We start from the raw sequence: 18,482 nt of genomic DNA on the forward strand, positions 1-18,482 counted from the left end.
GTCACTTTTGCCCGAGAATGGTTAATGCTTGGTTTCCGAAGGTGCTGAAGTCCCTAATTTGCAGGTCATCACGCCGGGTTGCGGCCGGTGACATTCGGCGTGAGGTCGCCGGCGAAATCGGTAATGCCCGGACGTTTGAGCGCCTTGAAGGGAAGCGGTCGGCAAAGGTCCATGGCGGCGATGCCGATTCTCGCGGTCATCATGCCATTGACGACGCCCTCGCCGAGGCGTGCGGAGAGTTTCGACGCCAAGCCATGACCGATCAGTTGCTGGACAATGCTGTCGCCGACAGCGATGGAGCCGGTGACGGCGAGGTGGGCAATCACATCGCGCATCAGCCTGACCATGCCGAGCGTTCCGGGTCTGCCGCCGTAGAGTTCGGCCATGGCGCGGACCAGTTTGGCCGCTTCATAGAGAACGTAGAGAATATCGACGAGGGCACGCGGGCTGACGGCTGTTACCACCGACACGCGTTTCGACGCGCCGAGAATCAGCGCCCGGGCGCGGCGGTCGAGTGGGCCGAGCAGCTCGCGTTCGGCAAGATCAATGAGCTGAGGCGCATCGATGATGTCGTCTTCTGCCGCCTTCAGGGTCGCGCGGCCTCTCGCCGTGTCTGGATTGGCTTCGAGTAGAGTGCAGAGTCGCTTGACCAATGCTTTGGCGCGCGCCGGTCGGGTTTCGACGATGGCAGCTTCCGCCTCCGCCTTGATGGTCTGCACGGCGGCGAGCCGCATCACTCCGATAGTTTCGCGGATGACGATGGCGAACACGGCCAGAATGCCGATGGCGACGACCGCAAGGGCGGTATAGCCGAGCCAGTCGGCCCGGCTGAACAGGTCGCGGATGAGCTGATCCGTCCAGAGCCCGAAGGCGAGTGACACCAGAATGCCGAGCGCACCGAGTGCCACCTTGCCGAAGGAGAATCCCTTGCGGCGGGGCTTGGCGATGGCAGTCGCATCCGAATCGGCGCCGAGGGCCGGATTGATGAACGGATCTTCCGCGTCGGGCGTCAGCACGATGTCGGTATCGAAGCTTTGCGGCTTGCGAACCGCTGGTGGTGTCGCTTCTGTTCTGGAGGTTTCAGGTTCCACCGTGAAAGCGCCGGGACGACGATTGCCGTTCGGCTCGTTTTCGGTCGATTTCGTCATGCGAGACGGTCTCCGAACAGGAACTGCATGGCGCGGTCGAGGCGGATATGCGGCACCGAAAGCTTGATGCCTTCACCGGTTTCATCGAGCTCCGGCGGGCGAAACCGGACAACGTTCACCTCGGGCAGATGGACCTTCGCCCCATCCGATTCAAGGGCTTGGAACAGCCAGCGCGGATTTTCCGGCAGATCGCCAGGGAAGATCGCCGTCTTGCGATTGCCGTCGAAAGCCTCGCCAGCGATAGTTTCCTTGTCCATCGGCGTGCCGACGATGACGGGAAGCGTCTGGCCGTCGCGGGTCACGGTTGCCTCGCGGGTTGCGCGCACCGAGGCTATGGCCATGACCTCTATGCCGGCACCCGCCATGCCGATGCGGTCGATCGCCCGCTCGACGAGCCGGCGGGTGAGAGCCTCCAGACGGTCGTGGCTTTCATGATGGAGGTGGTCGGCTTTGGTCGCGGCCACTAGCACACGGTCAATCCGACGGCCGAGCAGCGAGGAAATGAGCGAATTCGTGCCGGGTCGGAAGCAGGCCAGTACGTCCGTCAGCGCCCGTTCCAGATCCTGCACGGCTTCCGGGCCGCGATTGATGGCCTGCAGGGCATCGACAAGGACGATCTGCCGGTCGAGGCGTGCGAAATGTTCGCGAAAGAAGGGTTTGACGACAACGGACTTATAAGCCTCGTAGCGGCGTTCCATCATCGCCCAGAGTGAGCCCTTCGGCGCGCTACCTTCGGGGGGCAGTTTCAGCGGCGCGAAGGTGAGGGCCGGCGAGCCGTCAAGATCGCCAGGCAGCAGGAAACGGCCGGGCGGCAATGTCGAGAGTGAGCGCTCATCGGATTTGCAGGCTTTGAGATAGTCCGCAAAGGCGGTGGCGAGGTCGCGTGCTTTCATTTCATCCGCCGATGCTGCGATGTCTGCCGCCTCCGTCAGGGCAAGCCAATGACGTGAAAGCTCGGCGCGAATGCCGGTGTTTGCCAGAGCCAGCGTTTCCTCGCTGAAGGTACGGAAATCCTTGGCGAGCAGCGGCAGGTCGAGCAACCATTCGCCGGGATAGTCGACGATATCGATGGAGAGGCGACCGGGGGAGAACAGGCGGTTCCAGCCGCTGGCGCTTTGATAATCCAGCGTGATACGCAGCTCGGAGATGGCACGCGTCGAATCCGGCCAGATGCGGTCTTTGACCAGGGCACGGATGTGGTCCTCGTATTGAAAGCGCGGCACGGCATCGTCCGGCTGCGGCTCGAGGCGGACGGCGGAGACGCGACCGGATTGCACCGGCTCGAACAGCGGCAGACGTCCGCCATTCAGGAGATTATGCACCAATGAGGAGATGAAAACGGTCTTGCCCGAACGGGAGAGGCCTGTAACACCCAGACGGATCGTCGGATTGACGAGGCCGGCGGCGCGATCGGCCAGATTGTCAAAGGCAATGAGGGCGTCGTCGGTAAAAGAGGTCAGGCTTGGGGGCAAGGCGGGATCCCTGGATGACAGCGTGGCCGTGAATATAGGGATCGAAACTCGCGCCGAAAAGGTGAGCAGATATGGCCCTGCAATCACTCGCGAGCGGGATTGCGGCTCATATTGGTAAGTCCCTACTCGGTGACAAAATCCGTCAGAGTCCAGCCTGACGATGTCGCATCGATTACAGCAAGGCCGGCTGTCGGAAAACCACGTGGGAGGGCATCGGCGAAGGCCTCATGTCCGATCAGCGCGGCGAGCGTCAGCTCGATGATCGGATTGTGCGCGACCAGCATGACGGATTCCTGGTCGGTCTGCGCCGAAATGAGCGACAGATAAATATCCGGCGTGCCGTTATAGAGCGCATCGACAAAGCGGAATTCCGTTGAGGGCGTGACGGCGCGGCGCATGGCTGCGGCCGTCTGGCGACAGCGCAGGGCGGTGGAGGAAATGACGAGGTCCGGCTTATAGCCTTTGCCGACCGCTTTCTCCGCGACGATCTCGGCCGCCGCATAGCCATTGTCGCTCAAGGGGCGATCGAAATCCTTCTGTCCGGGCGTAGCCTGCCGGGCCTCGGCATGGCGTAGAAGATAGATCCTGGACGGCGGCGGCGAAATTCTGGTCATGGCGAAATTCCGGGGCTCGATTTCCCCAATGAGGTAGCGTCTGTTCGCATGCGCCGTCAACTGCGAGGCGATCCGCGAGAGGGCGAAATGCCTCGTCTTCACGGGAAGGTTACGAGCGCGGAGAATCGGGGCTGGCGAGAAGAAGTGATGAAAAAATAGACCCTTAGCCGAATTTTATGACAAATTTAAAAATCAGTTGACAGCATCTATTTGGCTTGAATCGGTACTATTGGTTGGGATATACACCCCAGCCATATGAGATGTTCTTCAGGAGAATCGCGTTGAGTGAGAAGATCGATCTTAGCAACTATGTGCCCTCGGAAGACGAGGAGTTCATGAATCTGAACCAGCGAGCTTATTTTCGAGCGAAGCTGATAGCATGGAAAAACGACATCCTCAGAGAAGCGCGCGAAACCCTGGATCATCTTGCAGAAGAAAGCGCAAATCATCCCGATCTTGCTGATCGGGCTTCCTCGGAAACCGACAGGGCCATCGAACTTCGGGCTCGCGACCGCCAGCGCAAACTCATTTCCAAGATCGATGCCGCCTTGCAGCGTATCGAAGATGGTACTTACGGCTATTGCGAAGAAACCGGCGAGCCGATCGGCTTGAAGCGTCTGGACGCTCGTCCCATTGCCACCTTGTCGATCGAAGCACAGGAACGCCACGAGCGCCGCGAAAAGGTTTATCGCGACGAGTGAATGACGCTTCGGTTTCGACCGGGCTTATGGAACAAAGGCACGACGGGGATATCCGTCGTGCCTTTTTCCATCCCGGCGGTTGAGAGGACGCGGCCTATTTGTCGCGGCTGACGCTCATTTCCCCGAAGATGCGAGCGACTTCTTTCTGAAGGGCGCTGTCGGCTCCGGTCAGCGGTGCAAGTTCGGGTTCGACGCGTTTTGCGGGGCTTGAGACGGGGGATGGCGCGGCATTTGGCTGCTGCTGCACCTGCCGTGGTGCCGGCGCGTTCGGAATGATCCGTTCGGCGGTCAAGTTCTTCGACATTTCCGCTTCGAGGATGCGCTGGAAATCGTTGCCGGGCTCGGCAGCAGGCGTCGGCGCCGATGCGACGGTGGGTTCGACTGCCGCCTGGCGCGCGGGAGCAGGCTGCTGCTGCGGCAGGACAACGTGGCGAGCGGCATCCAGTATGTCGGCTGCCTCAGCCTCGCTGATTGCCGGAGCGGGTTGTTGGGCGGGTTGCGGCGGCTTGACAGGGGCGGCTTGTGGGTGCTCGGCAACCTGCGGCACTGAAGCGGGTTCCGTTGCAGGCGCAAGGCGGGGTTCGTTGCGCAAATAGGCTTCGATCTTGTCTTCGGCGGATTGCTGGCGCTGCGGAAGCGCTGCGGGAGGAGCTTCCACCGCAGTCGCCTTCTGCAGCTGCGACTGCCTCTCTTCAAATGCCATGGGAATCTCGACCGGCGTCGCGGCGGTTCCAGCCCGGGTGGCATCGGAAATGCCCGATTCGATGACGATGTCCGTTGGGCCGCCGATCATGATCAGATGTTCGATCCCATCGCGTCGCACGAGCACGAGACGGCGGCGGGCATCGACGGCGGCGGCATCCAGCACCTGCAGGCGAGGCTGACGGTTCTTGCCGCCGCGCACGAAGGGAGAAGGCGCTCGGTTGCGCATGATCCACAGAATGCCAATGAGTACGAGCAGGGCAATGCCAACTCCACCGGCTGCGAGAAAGAAGCGGCTGCCATAGGCTCCGGCGATATCGTCCAACATATCGAGATACTCCGTAATTGTCCCCGATGTCGCGGTTTACAGCGCAGCGCGCCAGATGTGACGCGCAAAGGTCGCTGTAGTACTTTAAATCCACTGCATAATTTTACCCTTAAATCGAATCCTATTTAAGGAATTATGCAGTAGGCGCAACTGTTGCGGGTAATGCTTTGACCGTGACCCTTCTATATCGCGATCATATGAACAGGATTGCGCCGGAGACAAGATGCGATTGCAGGCTGTTGTATTCTATTGCTTGTGAATTCAAGTCTTTCTGGTCCGGCAAAGCTTTTTGCGGATGACGCAAATTGATAAAGAAGATTCGAAAGGTCCGGCTCCGGCGACCCCAAGGTGTATGACATGTCGCGAGGAGAACGGCCGGTACGAGGGGTTTATGACGAAGCAGCGTCCGTCCGACGAGTATAGCGTGCCGCTGGTGGATCGCGGAGTTCGTTCTGGAACCGTGCTGCGCATCATCCTGCTCGCGCTCGTTCTCGTGGCCGCCGCGGCGGCCTTTGTCGTCTTCAAGAACCAGCTCGACAATGAAGCGGTTCTCGGCGGTCTCGGCATTCTTGCCATGGTCGGCATCTTCTTCCTGGTCTCCTCGATCATCGGTTTCGTCGAGGTCATGCCGCAGCCGCAGTCCGACAGTTTGGCGCGGTCCTTCCTCAATAGCCATCCCGACGGGACACTGATCACCGACGAGAAGGGCCGCATCGTCTACGCGAATGCCGCCTACGGCCGCCTGACCGGTGCGACGAAGGCGACGGAAGTGCAGTCGCTGGAAATGCTGCTGTCGCGAAATCGCGAATCCAACGAGGCTCTCTATCGTCTTGCTAATGGCCTGCGCGATGGCAATGAGGGATCGGAAGAGTTTCGCCTGCTGAAGCCGCTCGGCCCGGTTGACGGAAGCGGCAATAGTGCACATTGGTACCGGCTGAAAGCGCGGGTGCTGCCGCCGGAGCAGGGCAGCAGCAAGGTACTGCATATCTGGCAGGTCACCGACATCACCTCCGAGCGTGACGACCAGGAACGTTTCTTCAAGGAATTGCAGAACGCGATCGACTATCTCGATCACGCGCCGGCCGGCTTTTTCTCCGCCGGACGCAAGGGTGAAATCTTCTATCTCAATGCAACGCTCGCCGAATGGCTGGGCTTCGATCTGACCAAGTTCGTACCGGGCTCGATGACCATAGGCGATCTCGTCGCCGGCGAGGGGCTGGCGCTGATCCAATCGGTGCAGGCGGAACCGGGTCTCAAGAAGACGGTGACGCTCGATCTCGATCTGCGCCGGTCTAATGGCCAGAGCCTGCCCGTACAGATCGTCCACAGTGTCACGTCGATGCGCGACGGCGCGCCCGGTGAGAGCCGCACCATCGTCCTGACTCGCCAGAACGGTGGGGATACCGAGCAATCGGCCTCCGCCGCCGCGATGCGCTTCAGCCGCTTCTTCAACAATACGCCGATGGCGATCGCGTCCGTCGATGGCAACGGCCGCATTCTGCGAACGAATGCGCCTTTCCTGAAGCTCTTCTCGGATCTGGTCTCGCGCGATGATATCGAGCGCGGTGCCGCCCTTGAGAGCGTCGTCAACGAAAGTGATCGGCCGCAGCTGCAGCAGGCGCTGGCGGCCGCCAAAGACCGGCAGGGCGATATTCCGCCGATCGACTCCCGCAATCCGAAAGACGAGACGCGGCATTTCCGCTTCTACGTGAATGCCGTCATCGACCAGACCGACGAGGCGCCCGAAGAGGCTGCCATCGTCTATGCGGTCGAGGTGACCGAGCAGAAGGCGCTCGAAACACAGATGGCGCAGACGCAAAAGCTCAATGCCGTCGGCACGCTTGCAGGCGGCATCGCGCATGACTTCAACAACGTTCTAACGGCGATCCTGCTTTCATCAGACCATCTGCTGCTTCAGGCGCGACCCTCCGATGCCAGCTTTGCGGATCTGATGGAAATCAAGCGCAATGCCAATCGCGCGGCCGTGCTGGTTCGGCAGCTGCTCGCCTTCTCGCGCAAGCAGACGATGCGGCCAACGGTTCTCAATCTGACCGATGTGATCGGCGATCTCCGCATGCTGGTGGACCGGCTGCTGTCGGGTACGCATGTCAAGCTCGACGTGGATTACGGCCGCGATCTCTGGCCCGTCAAAACCGACCTGTCGCAGTTCGAGCAGGTGCTGATCAACCTCTGCGTCAATGCCCGCGATGCCATGCCGGGCGGCGGCACGCTGACGCTGCGCACCCGTAATCTGCTTGCGGCCGATGTCAGCGCCTTCAACTATCCCTATCTTCCGCATGAGGACATGGTGCTCGTCGAGGTCAGCGATACCGGCACCGGCATCGCGCCCGAAATCATGGACAAGATCTTCGAGCCCTTCTTCACGACCAAGGAAGTCGGGAAGGGCACCGGCCTCGGCCTTGCGATGGTCTATGGCATCATCAAGCAGTCCGGCGGCTATATCCAGCCGGAATCGGAAGTGGGCAAGGGAACGACCTTCCGCATCTTCCTGCCGCGGCACATCGTCGAAATGCCCGCGGTGACCGAGACGAAAGTGTCGGAAAGCCGCGATGTCGCGGCCATGGACCAGAGTGTCGGTATAGCCACCTCTGCAGAAGAGCCGGCCGATCTCACCGGCAAGTCCGCAGTCGTTCTGCTTGTCGAGGACGAGGAGGCGGTGCGTCGCGGCGGCAAGCGTATGCTCGAGACGCGCGGCTATACCGTCCACGAGGCCGGGTCCGGCGTCGAGGCGCTGGATATCATGGACGAGCTCGACGGTCAGGTCGATGTCGTTGTCTCCGATGTCGTCATGCCCGAGATGGACGGGCCGTCGCTCCTGCGCGAACTGCGCAAGAAGTATCCGGACCTGAAATTCATCTTCGTTTCGGGCTACGCCGAGGATGCCTTTGCCCGCAATCTGCCAGCGGATGCGCAATTCGGCTTCCTGCCGAAGCCGTTCTCGCTGAAGCAGCTTGCCGTCGTCGTGCGCGAGACGCTGGACAAGAACTAACTGAGGGGCGTTCGCGCCTCTCTATGTTGCCGATTGCGGTGCAACGGTGTAATCAACCGCCCATGATCGACCTTGCCAAGCCCATTTGCCAAATGTGGTGGCGCTCCTTCTAGGAGCGGCAGTCGTCATGTCTTGAAATCGACCCTGCCGCCGTGATCCGGCAGGCATGGTCCATTCCGTTTTTCCTTCCCGATTGCGGCGGCTCCTTTTGCGGAGCAACGAAATGCAATCTCTTATCAATACCCGTCCCGTCATTCTGACAGGCGACCGAACAACAGGTCCACTCCATCTCGGCCATTATGTCGGGTCGCTGAACAGCCGCGTTGCGCTTCAGCAAAGCCACGAGCAATTCCTGCTGCTGGCGGATACGCAGGCGTTGACAGACAATGCCCATGATCCCGAAAAGGTCCGGCGCAACGTTCTCGAGGTCGCAACCGATTATCTTGCCGTCGGCATCGATCCGGCGCTGACGACGATCTGCGTGCAATCCGCCTTGCCGGCGCTGGCGGAGCTGACACTGCTCTATCTGAATTTCGTCACGGTCAGCCGCCTGGAGAGAAATCCGACGATCAAGACGGAGATCCAGCTGCGCGGTTTCGAACGCGATGTCCCGGCCGGCTTTCTCTGCTATCCGGTCGCCCAAGCCGCCGATATCACGGCCTTCAAGTCGACGGTCGTTCCCGTCGGCGAAGATCAGGCGCCATTGATCGAGCAGACAAACGAGATCGTTCGCCGTCTCAATCGGCAGATCGGGCGAGACATTCTCGTCGAGGCTGCAGCCATGGTGCCAAAAGTCGGGCGCCTTCCGGGTGTCGACGGCAGGGCGAAGATGAGCAAATCGCAGGGCAATGCGATCCCGCTCTCGGCATCGCCGGATGAAATAAGCGATGCGGTGCGACGCATGTACACCGATCCGGATCACCTGCGTGTCAGCGATCCCGGCAAGATCGAAGGAAATGTCGTCTTCACCTATCTCGATGCCTTCTGCGAGGATCGGCAACTGGTCGAAGAGCTGAAGGTGCATTATCGCCGCGGCGGGCTTGGCGACATCACCTTGAAGAGACATCTTGAGGGTGTCCTGCAAGCGCTGCTCGCGCCGATCCGCGAACGGCGCGCGCGTTTCGCCGCCGAGCCGGGCTATGTCCTTGATATAGTGCGCGAGGGAACGCGAAAGGCGAGGGAGAGGACGGAGGCGACGCTTGCCGAATTGCGCGACGCCTTGGGCCTGTTCACGCTTACCTGAAACAAAGGGCCGGGCGATCTTCTGACGCGCCCGGCCGCTCTCGTAGCTGCTGTCTGATTATTCTGCGAGCGCGACGGCGATCTCGGCGGCCAGGCGCGCATTGTTTTCGACAAGCGCGATGTTGGTCTTGAGGCTGCGGCCTTCGGTAATGTCGAAGATCGTGCTCAGCAGATAGGGCGTAACCGCCTTGCCGCTGATCTCATCCCGTTCCGCGCTGTCGAGGGCGCGCTCGATGTAGATTTCCATCTCCTCACGCGGGATCTCGTCGGCTTCCGGAACCGGATTGGCGATCAGCATGCCGCCATCGATACCGAGCTGTTCGCGTGTCGTCTGGAAGTTGGCGATCGCAGCAGGGCTATTCAGCGTCAGCGGGCTCGTCAGGCCAGACGAGCGCGACCAGAAGGCCGGAAATTCCGTGCTGTCGTAGGTGACGACCGGAACACCGCGGGTTTCCAGCACTTCGAGCGTTTTCGGAATATCGAGGATCGCCTTGGCGCCGGCGCAAACGACGATGACGCCGGTGCGGGAAAGCTCTTCAAGATCGGCCGAAATATCGAAGCTCTCTTCCGCACCGCGATGCACGCCGCCGATACCGCCGGTGGCGAAAACCTTGATGCCGGCGCGGGCGGCGGCGATCATCGTGGCGGCAACAGTGGTCGCGCCGGTGCGGCGCTCAGCGATCGCAAAGGCGATGTCGGCGCGCGAAACCTTCATCGCACCTTCCGTCTTCGCCAATGCTTCCAGCTCTTCCGGCTCAAGACCGATATGCAGCGTACCGTGAATGACGGCGATAGTCGCCGGAACAGCGCCTTCCTGCCGGATGATCGCCTCAACGCTGCGGGCCATCTCGATATTGCCCGGATAGGGCATGCCGTGGGTGATGATCGTCGATTCCAGGGCGACGATCGGTGCACCGCGCAGCTTGGCGGCAGCGACTTCCTTCGAATAGGAGATCGGAAGCAGGGGCGAGATAGGCTGGGTCATTGTCGTTTCCAATTCACTGAAACAGTATACGCGTCTTGAGCAGGCTTCATGACAGAATTTCGGCCTCGGGAACAAGGGCCAAAGCTGCCTTTAGCAGCTCTGGAGAGAGATTTTCTGCCGTCGCATAGGGGGACTGGACGGTGATTGCCGCCGCCGCTGCCCCATGACGGACGGCTTCTGCGAGATCGTGGCCGGCCAGCAATGCCGAAAGAACGCCTGACGCCAGCGAATCTCCCGCTCCGGTGACATCGGCAACATCCTCGACAATGGGCGGCTGCAGGCTGACGATGGCATCACGCGAGAATGCGATCAGGGGGCGTTTCCCGCGGGTGACCACGCCATTGCGCAGGCCGAGCGCACGCAAAGCATTTACCCATTCGCGCGGATCCTCCGGACGGATTTCGGTCAGCGCCGCGGCTTCGGCCTCGTTGAGGAACAGGTGATCGATGCCGGCAAGGCTCGGTTTCAGCCGCACGACTTTGGCCGGCGAGATGGCGATAGCAGCGACCGGCTTGCCGCAAAAGACGGCCCTTGCCGCAATTGCGCCTAAGGTTTCCTCAGGCAGATTGGCATCGCAGAGAATGAGGTCGGTTTCTTCGAAGGCGTCTCGAACGGCGCGAATCGCCAGGCGTCTTGGCACGAAGAGCTTGTAGAGCTCCATGTCGGCAAGCGCGATGACGAGATTGCCATCATTCTCAAGGATCGCCGTATAGCTCGGCGTCTTGCGATCGAGGAAAACGAAGGGCTTGTCGTCGATGCCGGCATGGCTTGCGGCTTCCGCCACCATTTCACCGGAGGGATCGCCGCCGCGCGGCGAGATCAGCTTTACGTCGAAGCCGAGGCGGGCAAGATTTCGCGCCGCATTGAAGCCGCCGCCGCCGGGCTCCTCGAACCATGCGCCGGGATTGCTGGCGCCGGGCGCCGTCTCCCCGAAGATGCGGCCGCGCCGGTCGATATGGGCACCGCCAAGAACGAGAATCTTTTTCGCCATAGGGTTATCCTCAGCAGTCGAAAAGGCGAATCGAGCGAGCCGCAAACATCTCGCAATTCACCGTTTCTGGCATGTAAGTGCCTGGGAAGAAAGAAGAAAACAAAAATAGAACGAAATTCATTTTACCTTTTTCTTTCAATCGCTTGTTGTGCCCTTGCGATATGAGAACAAATCGAGTACACAATTCTCATCGGCGGCGACATTGCTAGAGCGGCTTCAATAACCTAAAGGTGGATCGAATGTCTCAGAATTCTTTGCGGCTTGTAGAGGACAAATCGGTGGATAAAAGCAAGGCACTTGAAGCGGCACTTTCTCAAATTGAGCGGTCGTTCGGCAAGGGCTCGATCATGAAACTCGGCTCGAACGAGAACGCGGTCGAAATCGAAACGGTTTCCACCGGCTCTCTGAGCCTCGATATCGCTCTCGGCATTGGCGGCTTGCCGAAGGGGCGCATCATCGAAATCTATGGGCCGGAAAGCTCGGGTAAGACGACGCTGGCGCTGCAGACCATCGCAGAGGCCCAGAAGAAGGGCGGCATTTGCGCCTTTGTGGACGCGGAACATGCGCTCGATCCGGTCTATGCCCGCAAGCTCGGCGTCGACCTGCAAAACCTTCTGATTTCGCAGCCCGATACCGGCGAACAGGCGCTTGAAATCACCGATACGCTGGTGCGCTCCGGGGCCATCGACGTTCTCGTCGTCGACTCCGTTGCGGCATTGACGCCGCGCGCCGAAATCGAAGGCGAGATGGGCGACAGCCTGCCGGGCCTGCAGGCTCGTCTGATGAGCCAGGCGCTGCGCAAGCTCACGGCTTCGATCTCCAAGTCCAACTGCATGGTGATCTTCATCAACCAGATCCGTATGAAGATCGGCGTCATGTTCGGTTCGCCGGAAACGACGACGGGCGGCAACGCGCTGAAGTTCTACGCCTCGGTTCGCCTCGATATTCGCCGTATCGGTGCCGTCAAGGAGCGCGAAGAGGTGATCGGCAACCAGACCCGAGTCAAGGTCGTCAAGAACAAGATGGCGCCGCCCTTCAAGCAGGTCGAGTTCGACATCATGTATGGCGAAGGTGTTTCCAAGACCGGCGAACTGGTCGATCTCGGCGTCAAGGCCGGTATCGTCGAAAAGTCCGGCGCCTGGTTCTCCTATAATAGCCAGCGCCTCGGCCAGGGCCGCGAAAACGCGAAACTCTTCCTGCGCGACAACCCGGATCTCGCCCGTGAAATCGAGTTGTCGCTCCGCCAGAATGCCGGTCTCATCGCCGATCGCTTCCTGCAGAATGGCGGTCCCGATGCCGATGATGGCGACGCCTCCGGCGAATAAGGATTTTCGGGAGCAGTTCCCGACCAGAGACCGAGATTAAGAATTGGAACCGGCCGCATTGTCCAAGGGATGTGCGGCCGGTTTTGTTCGTGCGGCTGGACAGCGCCCGGAGCGGACGATAAAAGCCACTGACTTTGATGCAAGTTGCTGAGCGCAGGACTGAAGGGCCTCATATGAGCGGTGTGAATGAAATCCGGTCGACCTTCCTCGACTATTTTAAGAAAAACGGCCACGAGATCGTGCCGTCGAGCCCGCTGGTGCCGCGCAACGATCCGACATTGATGTTTACCAATGCCGGCATGGTGCAGTTCAAGAACGTGTTCACCGGTCTGGAGCAGCGTCCCTATACGACGGCTTCGACGGCGCAGAAATGCGTTCGCGCCGGCGGCAAGCACAACGACCTCGATAATGTCGGCTATACCGCGCGCCATCACACCTTCTTCGAGATGCTCGGCAACTTCTCCTTTGGCGACTATTTCAAGGAACGCGCCATCGAGCTTGCCTGGAACCTGATCACCAAGGAATTCGGCCTCGATGCCAAGCGCTTGCTTGTCACGGTCTATCATACCGATGACGACGCCTTTAACCTGTGGAAGAAGATCGCCGGCCTTTCCGACGACCGGATCATCCGCATCGCCACCAGCGACAATTTCTGGGCAATGGGCGATACCGGTCCTTGCGGTCCCTGTTCGGAAATCTTCTACGATCATGGCGATCATATCTGGGGCGGCCCTCCTGGCTCTCCGGAAGAAGACGGCGACCGCTTCATCGAGATCTGGAACCTCGTCTTCATGCAGTTCGAGCAGATCACCAAGGAGCAGCGCGTCGACTTGCCACGCCCGTCGATCGACACCGGCATGGGTCTCGAGCGCGTTGCCGCCGTGCTGCAGGGTAAGCATGACAATTACGACATCGACCTGTTCCGCGCGCTGATCGAAGCCTCGGAAGAGGCAACGGGCGTCAAGGCTGAAGGCGAGCATCGCGCCAGCCATCGCGTCATCGCCGATCATCTGCGTTCCTCCGCCTTCCTGATTGCCGATGGCGTGCTGCCGTCGAACGAAGGCCGCGGCTACGTGCTTCGCCGCATCATGCGCCGCGCCATGCGCCACGCGCAGCTGCTGGGTGCCAAGGAGCCGCTGATGTGGAAGCTGCTGCCGGCGCTGATCCAACAGATGGGCCGCGCCTATCCCGAGCTGGTTCGCGCCGAGGCGCTCACCTCCGAGACGCTGAAGCTCGAAGAAACCCGTTTCCGCAAGACGCTGGAACGTGGCCTGTCGCTGCTCAACGATGCCACTTCGGACCTGCATAAGGGCGACAGCCTGGACGGCGAGACTGCCTTCAAGCTCTACGACACCTATGGCTTCCCGCTCGACCTGACGCAGGACGCGCTGCGTGCCCGCGGCATCGGCGTCGATATTTCCAGCTTCACGGATGCGATGGAGCGCCAGAAGGCTGAAGCGCGCTCGCATTGGGCAGGCTCCGGCGACAAGGCGACCGAGACCATCTGGTTCGAGCTCAAGGAAAAGAATGGTGCCACTGAATTCCTGGGTTACGATACGGAATCTGCTGAAGGCGTGATCCAGGCGATCGTCAAGGGCGGTGTTGCAGTCGATAGCGCCTCTGCCGGCGACAAGGTGCAGATCGTCGTCAACCAGACGCCATTCTATGGCGAATCCGGCGGCCAGATGGGCGATACCGGCGTGATATCAAGCGACCACGGCAAGCTCGCCGTCAACGACACCCAGAAGAAGGGCGAGGGCCTTTTCGTTCACAGTTCGGAAGTGTCGGAAGGCAAGATCAAGGTCGGCGATGCCGTCGTCCTGACGGTCGATCATAACAGGCGCTCGCGCCTGCGCGCCAATCACTCTGCCACCCATTTGCTGCACGAAGCACTTCGCGAAGTGCTCGGCACCCACGTGGCGCAGAGGGGCTCGCTGGTCGCGCCAGAGCGTCTGCGTTTCGACGTTTCGCATCCCAAGCCGATGTCGGCTGAGGAGTTGAAGGTCGTCGAGGATATGGCCAACGAGATCGTTCTGCAGAACTCGCCGGTTACGACCCGCCTGATGAGCGTCGACGATGCGATCGCGGAAGGTGCGATGGCATTGTTCGGCGAGAAGTATGGCGACGAGGTGCGCGTCGTATCGATGGGGCAGGGCGTGCGTGGGGCCAAGGCCGGCAAGCCCTACTCGGTCGAGCTTTGCGGCGGTACGCATGTCTCGGCCACCGGCCAGATCGGTCTCGTGCGTATTCTCGGCGAAAGCGCAGTTGGTGCCGGCGTACGCCGCATTGAAGCCGTCACCGGTGAATCCGCGCGCGATTATCTCGCCGAGCAGGACGATCGCATGAAGATCCTCGCCTCGGCGCTGAAGGTCCAGCCGGCCGATGTCGTTTCTCGCGTCGAAGCCCTGATGGACGAACGCCGCAAGCTGGAACGCGAATTGGCCGATGCCAAGCGCAAGCTTGCCATGGGCGGCGGCCAGGGCGGTTCGGCCGATGCGGTACGGGACGTCAACGGTGTCAAGTTCCTGGGCAAGCCGGTTTCCGGCGTCGACCCCAAGGATCTCAAGGGCCTGGCGGATGAAGCCAAGGCAGGTCTCGGTTCTGGCGTCGTTGCGCTGATCGGCGTTTCGGATGACGGCAAGGCCAGCGCCGTCGTCGCTGTCACTGAAGATCTGGTCGGTCGCTTCAGCGCCGTCGATCTCGTACGCGTCGCTTCGGCTGCGCTCGGCGGCAAGGGCGGTGGCGGCCGTCCCGACATGGCGCAGGCCGGCGGCCCAGATGGCGCCAAAGCTGATGAAGCTGTTGAGGCGATTGCGGCGGCGCTTGCCGGCTAAGACGCTAATCTCCGATGGATAAACAAGGATGGCGGATGCTTAGGTGTCCGCCATTTTTCTTTGTCCGGACAACTCCGCAGGATTTGTCAAATCGGGTTATGCTCTTGTCGGGCCGATCGAATTTGCAAGAGGTTTGATATGAGTGGCGGCACGGCGTGGACGCTTTACGAGACCCGGCTGCGGCGGGTTTCGGCCTATATACATGAGCATCTGGATGATGAGCTCGATATGGAAAAGCTCGCCGAGATCGCCTGCATGTCCAGCTATCACTGGCACAGGATCTATCGGGCGATCTATGGCGAGACGGCAGCAGCGACCGTCAAGCGGCTGCGGCTGCATCGCGCCGCCGGCGATCTCGTCAACACCCGTCTATCCGTCAGCGATATTGCAAAGCGGTCGGGCTATCCCAACCTCCAATCGTTCAACCGCATCTTCAGATCCGTCTACGGCATGCCGCCGGCGCGATATCGGAATGAGGGAAGCCATACGATCTTCGAACCCAGTACCCAAGGAAGGATCACGGTTATGTTCGACGTTACGCTTCGCACGATTTCCCGGATGTCACTGATCGGTGTCGCCCATCGCGGCTCCTATATGCAGATCGGTCAGGCATTCGAAACACTCTTCGGCACCATCTTTGCTCGCGGCCTTGCCGCGCCTGACATGCGCATGGTCGGCATCTATCTCGATGATCCCGATGCCGTGGAGGCAGAGAAGCTGCGGTCGTACGCCTGTGTCACCGCCGGTGAAAGCGTAACAGTCGAGGCGCCGCTGGAGCGCCGCTCTCTCGATGGTGGCGAATATGCCGTGCTGCGCCACAAAGGGCCTTACGCAAACATGCATAGGGCATATCAGTGGCTCTATGCACAATGGCTGCCGGCCTCCGGGCGACAGCTGCGCGATACCGTCATGTTTGAAGAATATATCAACAATCCGCGCGACGTGCCGTCGACGGAGCTTCTGACCGATATCTATATGCCGCTACAATAGCGGCTATGACTTCGATCGAAGATTTCCTCTTAATGCCTTGTATTGTCAGGCATTGGCCGGCTTCGGCATAGCAGCATTGTCGATATCGTTGCCTCGGCGGTAGGCGTCGCGATCGCTGACCCTGGCCCAATAATCGATGAAGGCTTGGCGCTTCTCAATGGTGCCGAAATTGAGACCCCAGCCGACATGCGAACCGACATAGACGTCGGCGGCCGTAAAGCGGTCGCCGGCTATGAAGGGCGAGGCTGTGACCGCCTGTTCCAATGTATCGACAACATGGTCCAGACTGCCGCAGCCCGCCATGCGCAGGCGTTCCGTCGGAATTTCAAAGCCGAGGGCGCGGTTGGTCACCGCCATCTCCATCGGGCCGGCGGCAAAGAACATCCAGCGGAAGTAGCGGCCGCGCTCGGCTGCTGTCGGGGCAAGACCTGCCTGCGGGAAGGTTTCCGCCAGATAGGCACAGATGGCCGCACCCTCGGTGACGACCGTATCGCCATGCTTGATGGCGGGAACCTTTCCCATGGGATTTACGGCCAGATACTCAGGGGCCTTCATCGTCGTGCCAAAGTCGAGATATTCGGTGCGATAGGGCTGGCCGATCTCCTCGAGCATCCAGCGGGCGATGCGTCCGCGCGACATCGGGTTGGTATAGAAAACGAGTTCTTCGGCCATCTGCCTCTCCCTTTTGCTGCAAGCATTTTTGTCACCGGTTCGCCCGGGCGGCAAGGTTCAGGGCAAAAGAAAACCCGGCGTTGGGCCGGGTTCCCGTATCTGCTTTGTCGGTGAGGCTTAGGCAGCCATGGCCTTCTTGAGGTTCTCGTCGATCTTGTCGAGGAAAGCGGTGGTCGAAAGCCAAGGCTGGTCGGGACCGATCAGCAGTGCCAGGTCCTTGGTCATGTAGCCGGCTTCAACCGTGTCGACGCAAACCTTTTCGAGCGTGGAAGCGAATTTCGCGAGTTCGGCATTGTCGTCGAGCTTGGCGCGATGAGCGAGGCCGCGGGTCCAGGCGAAGATCGAGGCGATCGAGTTCGTCGAGGTTTCCTGGCCCTTCTGATGCTGGCGGTAGTGACGTGTCACCGTGCCGTGTGCGGCTTCGGCTTCGACCGTCTTGCCATCGGGCGTCAGCAGGACCGAGGTCATCAGGCCGAGCGAACCGAAGCCCTGGGCAACGGTGTCGGACTGGACGTCGCCGTCATAGTTCTTGCAGGCCCAGACGTAGCCGCCGGACCACTTCAGAGCGGAGGCAACCATGTCGTCGATCAGGCGGTGTTCGTAGGTGATGCCGGCTTCGTCGAACTGAGCCTTGAACTCGTTCTGGTAGACTTCTTCGAAGATGTCCTTGAAGCGGCCGTCATAGGCCTTGAGGATGGTATTCTTGGTCGAGAGGTAGACCGGCCACTTGCGCATCAGGCCGTACATCATCGAGGCGCGGGCGAATTCGCGGATCGACTCGTCGAGGTTGTACATGGCCATGGCAACGCCGGCGCCGGGAGCGTTGAAGACTTCCTTCTCGATGACCGTGCCGTCTTCGCCGACGAACTTGATGGTCAGCTTGCCCTTGCCGGGGAACTTGAAGTCGGTGGCGCGATACTGGTCGCCGAAAGCGTGACGGCCAACGACGATCGGCTGCGTCCAGCCCGGAACCAGGCGCGGAACGTTCTTGCAGATGATCGGCTCGCGGAAGATGACGCCGCCGAGAATGTTGCGGATCGTGCCGTTCGGGCTCTTCCACATTTCCTTGAGGTTGAATTCCTTCACGCGGGCTTCGTCCGGCGTGATCGTGGCGCACTTGATGCCGACGCCATACTTCTTGATGGCGTTGGCTGCGTCGACGGTCACCTGGTCGTTGGTGGCGTCGCGGTTTTCGACCGAGAGGTCGTAATAATCGATATCGATGTCGAGGTAGGGGAAGATCAGTTTTTCTTTGATGAGCTGCCAGATGATGCGAGTCATTTCGTCGCCATCGAGATCGGCAACGGGATTTGCGACCTTGATCTTCTTCATACTTCTGCCTCGTTTAAGCTGATGGGACCCGATGGTCCTGTGGGTAATAGGAAATCCCGAGGGCTATAGCACCGCAAGTGCAGAACGCAAAGCCGATAGAGCCTTCGGCATCGCGTTTTTGATCATTCGTGACATC

14 protein-coding genes are annotated in these 18,482 nt (G+C 60.4%); 6 read left to right on the plus strand and 8 right to left on the minus strand.

What is annotated here, in order from left to right; all coding sequences use genetic code 11:
• Positions 1-68 precede the first annotated feature (68 nt).
• The 3 genes from FBZ99_RS00505 to FBZ99_RS00515 all read right to left on the minus strand — a co-directional run bounded on the left by FBZ99_RS00505 (position 69) and on the right by FBZ99_RS00515 (position 3,234).
• Positions 69-1,148, minus strand: a complete 1,080-nt coding sequence (locus FBZ99_RS00505) for a YcjF family protein (protein ID WP_145631008.1) — start codon at positions 1,146-1,148, stop codon at positions 69-71.
• Positions 1,145-2,620: a YcjX family protein gene (locus tag FBZ99_RS00510; RefSeq protein WP_145631009.1), complete on the minus strand. Its 1,476-nt coding sequence runs from the start codon at positions 2,618-2,620 to the stop codon at positions 1,145-1,147. The genes FBZ99_RS00505 and FBZ99_RS00510 overlap by 4 nt, the downstream gene beginning before the upstream one ends.
• Positions 2,621-2,742: 122 nt before the next feature.
• Positions 2,743-3,234: a SixA phosphatase family protein gene (locus FBZ99_RS00515; RefSeq protein WP_069613203.1), complete on the minus strand. Its 492-nt coding sequence runs from the start codon at positions 3,232-3,234 to the stop codon at positions 2,743-2,745.
• A 281-nt stretch (positions 3,235-3,515) separates the two neighbouring features.
• Between FBZ99_RS00515 and dksA the strand changes: the two genes are divergently transcribed.
• Positions 3,516-3,935 carry an RNA polymerase-binding protein DksA gene (gene dksA / locus FBZ99_RS00520; RefSeq protein ID WP_004109001.1) on the plus strand — a complete coding sequence of 140 codons (420 nt, stop codon included), beginning with the start codon at positions 3,516-3,518 and terminating at the stop codon, positions 3,933-3,935.
• 94 nt (positions 3,936-4,029) lie between these two features.
• On the opposite strand, the gene FBZ99_RS00525 is transcribed toward dksA, so the two are convergent.
• On the minus strand, positions 4,030-4,965 hold the full coding sequence (locus FBZ99_RS00525; RefSeq protein ID WP_145631010.1) for a flagellar biosynthetic protein FliO: 936 nt from the start codon (positions 4,963-4,965) through the stop codon (positions 4,030-4,032).
• 391 nt (positions 4,966-5,356) lie between these two features.
• On the opposite strand from FBZ99_RS00525, the gene cckA reads away from it, so the two are divergent.
• Together cckA and trpS are read left to right on the plus strand one after the other, a co-directional pair.
• A complete protein-coding gene (gene cckA / locus FBZ99_RS00530; protein ID WP_145317198.1) occupies positions 5,357-7,975 on the plus strand; it encodes a cell cycle histidine kinase CckA in 2,619 nt (872 codons plus the stop codon).
• Positions 7,976-8,198: 223 nt separating this feature from the next.
• Positions 8,199-9,218: a tryptophan--tRNA ligase gene (gene trpS / locus FBZ99_RS00535; RefSeq protein WP_145631012.1), complete on the plus strand. Its 1,020-nt coding sequence runs from the start codon at positions 8,199-8,201 to the stop codon at positions 9,216-9,218.
• Between the two features lie 57 nt (positions 9,219-9,275).
• Here trpS and FBZ99_RS00540 read toward each other — a convergent pair whose 3' ends face one another.
• Together FBZ99_RS00540 and FBZ99_RS00545 are read right to left on the minus strand one after the other, a co-directional pair.
• On the minus strand, positions 9,276-10,202 hold the full coding sequence (locus tag FBZ99_RS00540; RefSeq protein WP_095435030.1) for a pseudouridine-5'-phosphate glycosidase: 927 nt from the start codon (positions 10,200-10,202) through the stop codon (positions 9,276-9,278).
• A 46-nt stretch (positions 10,203-10,248) separates the two neighbouring features.
• The gene (locus FBZ99_RS00545) at positions 10,249-11,193 is read right to left on the minus strand and encodes a carbohydrate kinase family protein (RefSeq protein ID WP_145631013.1); all 945 of its coding nucleotides are present in this window, start codon (positions 11,191-11,193) and stop codon (positions 10,249-10,251) included.
• Between the two features lie 239 nt (positions 11,194-11,432).
• Here FBZ99_RS00545 and recA point away from each other — a divergent pair, with 239 nt between their 5' ends.
• The 3 genes from recA to FBZ99_RS00560 all read left to right on the plus strand — a co-directional run bounded on the left by recA (position 11,433) and on the right by FBZ99_RS00560 (position 16,342).
• On the plus strand, positions 11,433-12,518 hold the full coding sequence (gene recA / locus FBZ99_RS00550; protein ID WP_069613031.1) for a recombinase RecA: 1,086 nt from the start codon (positions 11,433-11,435) through the stop codon (positions 12,516-12,518).
• A 173-nt stretch (positions 12,519-12,691) separates the two neighbouring features.
• Entirely contained in the window at positions 12,692-15,352 is a 2,661-nt protein-coding gene (gene alaS / locus FBZ99_RS00555) for an alanine--tRNA ligase (RefSeq protein WP_145631014.1), read from the plus strand.
• Positions 15,353-15,490: 138 nt separating this feature from the next.
• The gene (locus FBZ99_RS00560) at positions 15,491-16,342 is read left to right on the plus strand and encodes an AraC family transcriptional regulator (RefSeq protein ID WP_145631015.1); all 852 of its coding nucleotides are present in this window, start codon (positions 15,491-15,493) and stop codon (positions 16,340-16,342) included.
• Between the two features lie 45 nt (positions 16,343-16,387).
• On the opposite strand, the gene FBZ99_RS00565 is transcribed toward FBZ99_RS00560, so the two are convergent.
• On the minus strand, positions 16,388-17,014 hold the full coding sequence (locus FBZ99_RS00565; RefSeq protein WP_145631016.1) for a glutathione S-transferase family protein: 627 nt from the start codon (positions 17,012-17,014) through the stop codon (positions 16,388-16,390).
• 117 nt (positions 17,015-17,131) lie between these two features.
• A complete protein-coding gene (locus FBZ99_RS00570) occupies positions 17,132-18,346 on the minus strand; it encodes an NADP-dependent isocitrate dehydrogenase (protein ID WP_004108975.1) in 1,215 nt (404 codons plus the stop codon).
• Positions 18,347-18,482 lie beyond the last annotated feature (136 nt).

The organism is Rhizobium sp. ERR 1071 (genome assembly GCF_007828675.1).
GTDB classification, from domain to species: domain Bacteria; phylum Pseudomonadota; class Alphaproteobacteria; order Rhizobiales; family Rhizobiaceae; genus Rhizobium; species Rhizobium dioscoreae.

What these genes read in the sequence shown, in the direction of transcription:
- FBZ99_RS00505 (WP_145631008.1), bottom strand. Translation starts at nt 1,148, where the DNA reads ATGACGAAATCGACCGAAAACGAGCCGAACGGCAATCGTCGTCCCGGC.
- FBZ99_RS00515 (WP_069613203.1), bottom strand. Translation starts at nt 3,234, where the DNA reads ATGACCAGAATTTCGCCGCCGCCGTCCAGGATCTATCTTCTACGCCAT.
- FBZ99_RS00525 (WP_145631010.1), bottom strand. Translation starts at nt 4,965, where the DNA reads ATGTTGGACGATATCGCCGGAGCCTATGGCAGCCGCTTCTTTCTCGCA.
- cckA (WP_145317198.1), top strand. Translation starts at nt 5,357, where the DNA reads ATGACGAAGCAGCGTCCGTCCGACGAGTATAGCGTGCCGCTGGTGGAT.
- trpS (WP_145631012.1), top strand. Translation starts at nt 8,199, where the DNA reads ATGCAATCTCTTATCAATACCCGTCCCGTCATTCTGACAGGCGACCGA.
- FBZ99_RS00540 (WP_095435030.1), bottom strand. Translation starts at nt 10,202, where the DNA reads ATGACCCAGCCTATCTCGCCCCTGCTTCCGATCTCCTATTCGAAGGAA.
- FBZ99_RS00545 (WP_145631013.1), bottom strand. Translation starts at nt 11,193, where the DNA reads ATGGCGAAAAAGATTCTCGTTCTTGGCGGTGCCCATATCGACCGGCGC.
- recA (WP_069613031.1), top strand. Translation starts at nt 11,433, where the DNA reads ATGTCTCAGAATTCTTTGCGGCTTGTAGAGGACAAATCGGTGGATAAA.
- alaS (WP_145631014.1), top strand. Translation starts at nt 12,692, where the DNA reads ATGAGCGGTGTGAATGAAATCCGGTCGACCTTCCTCGACTATTTTAAG.
- FBZ99_RS00560 (WP_145631015.1), top strand. Translation starts at nt 15,491, where the DNA reads ATGAGTGGCGGCACGGCGTGGACGCTTTACGAGACCCGGCTGCGGCGG.
- FBZ99_RS00565 (WP_145631016.1), bottom strand. Translation starts at nt 17,014, where the DNA reads ATGGCCGAAGAACTCGTTTTCTATACCAACCCGATGTCGCGCGGACGC.
- FBZ99_RS00570 (WP_004108975.1), bottom strand. Translation starts at nt 18,346, where the DNA reads ATGAAGAAGATCAAGGTCGCAAATCCCGTTGCCGATCTCGATGGCGAC.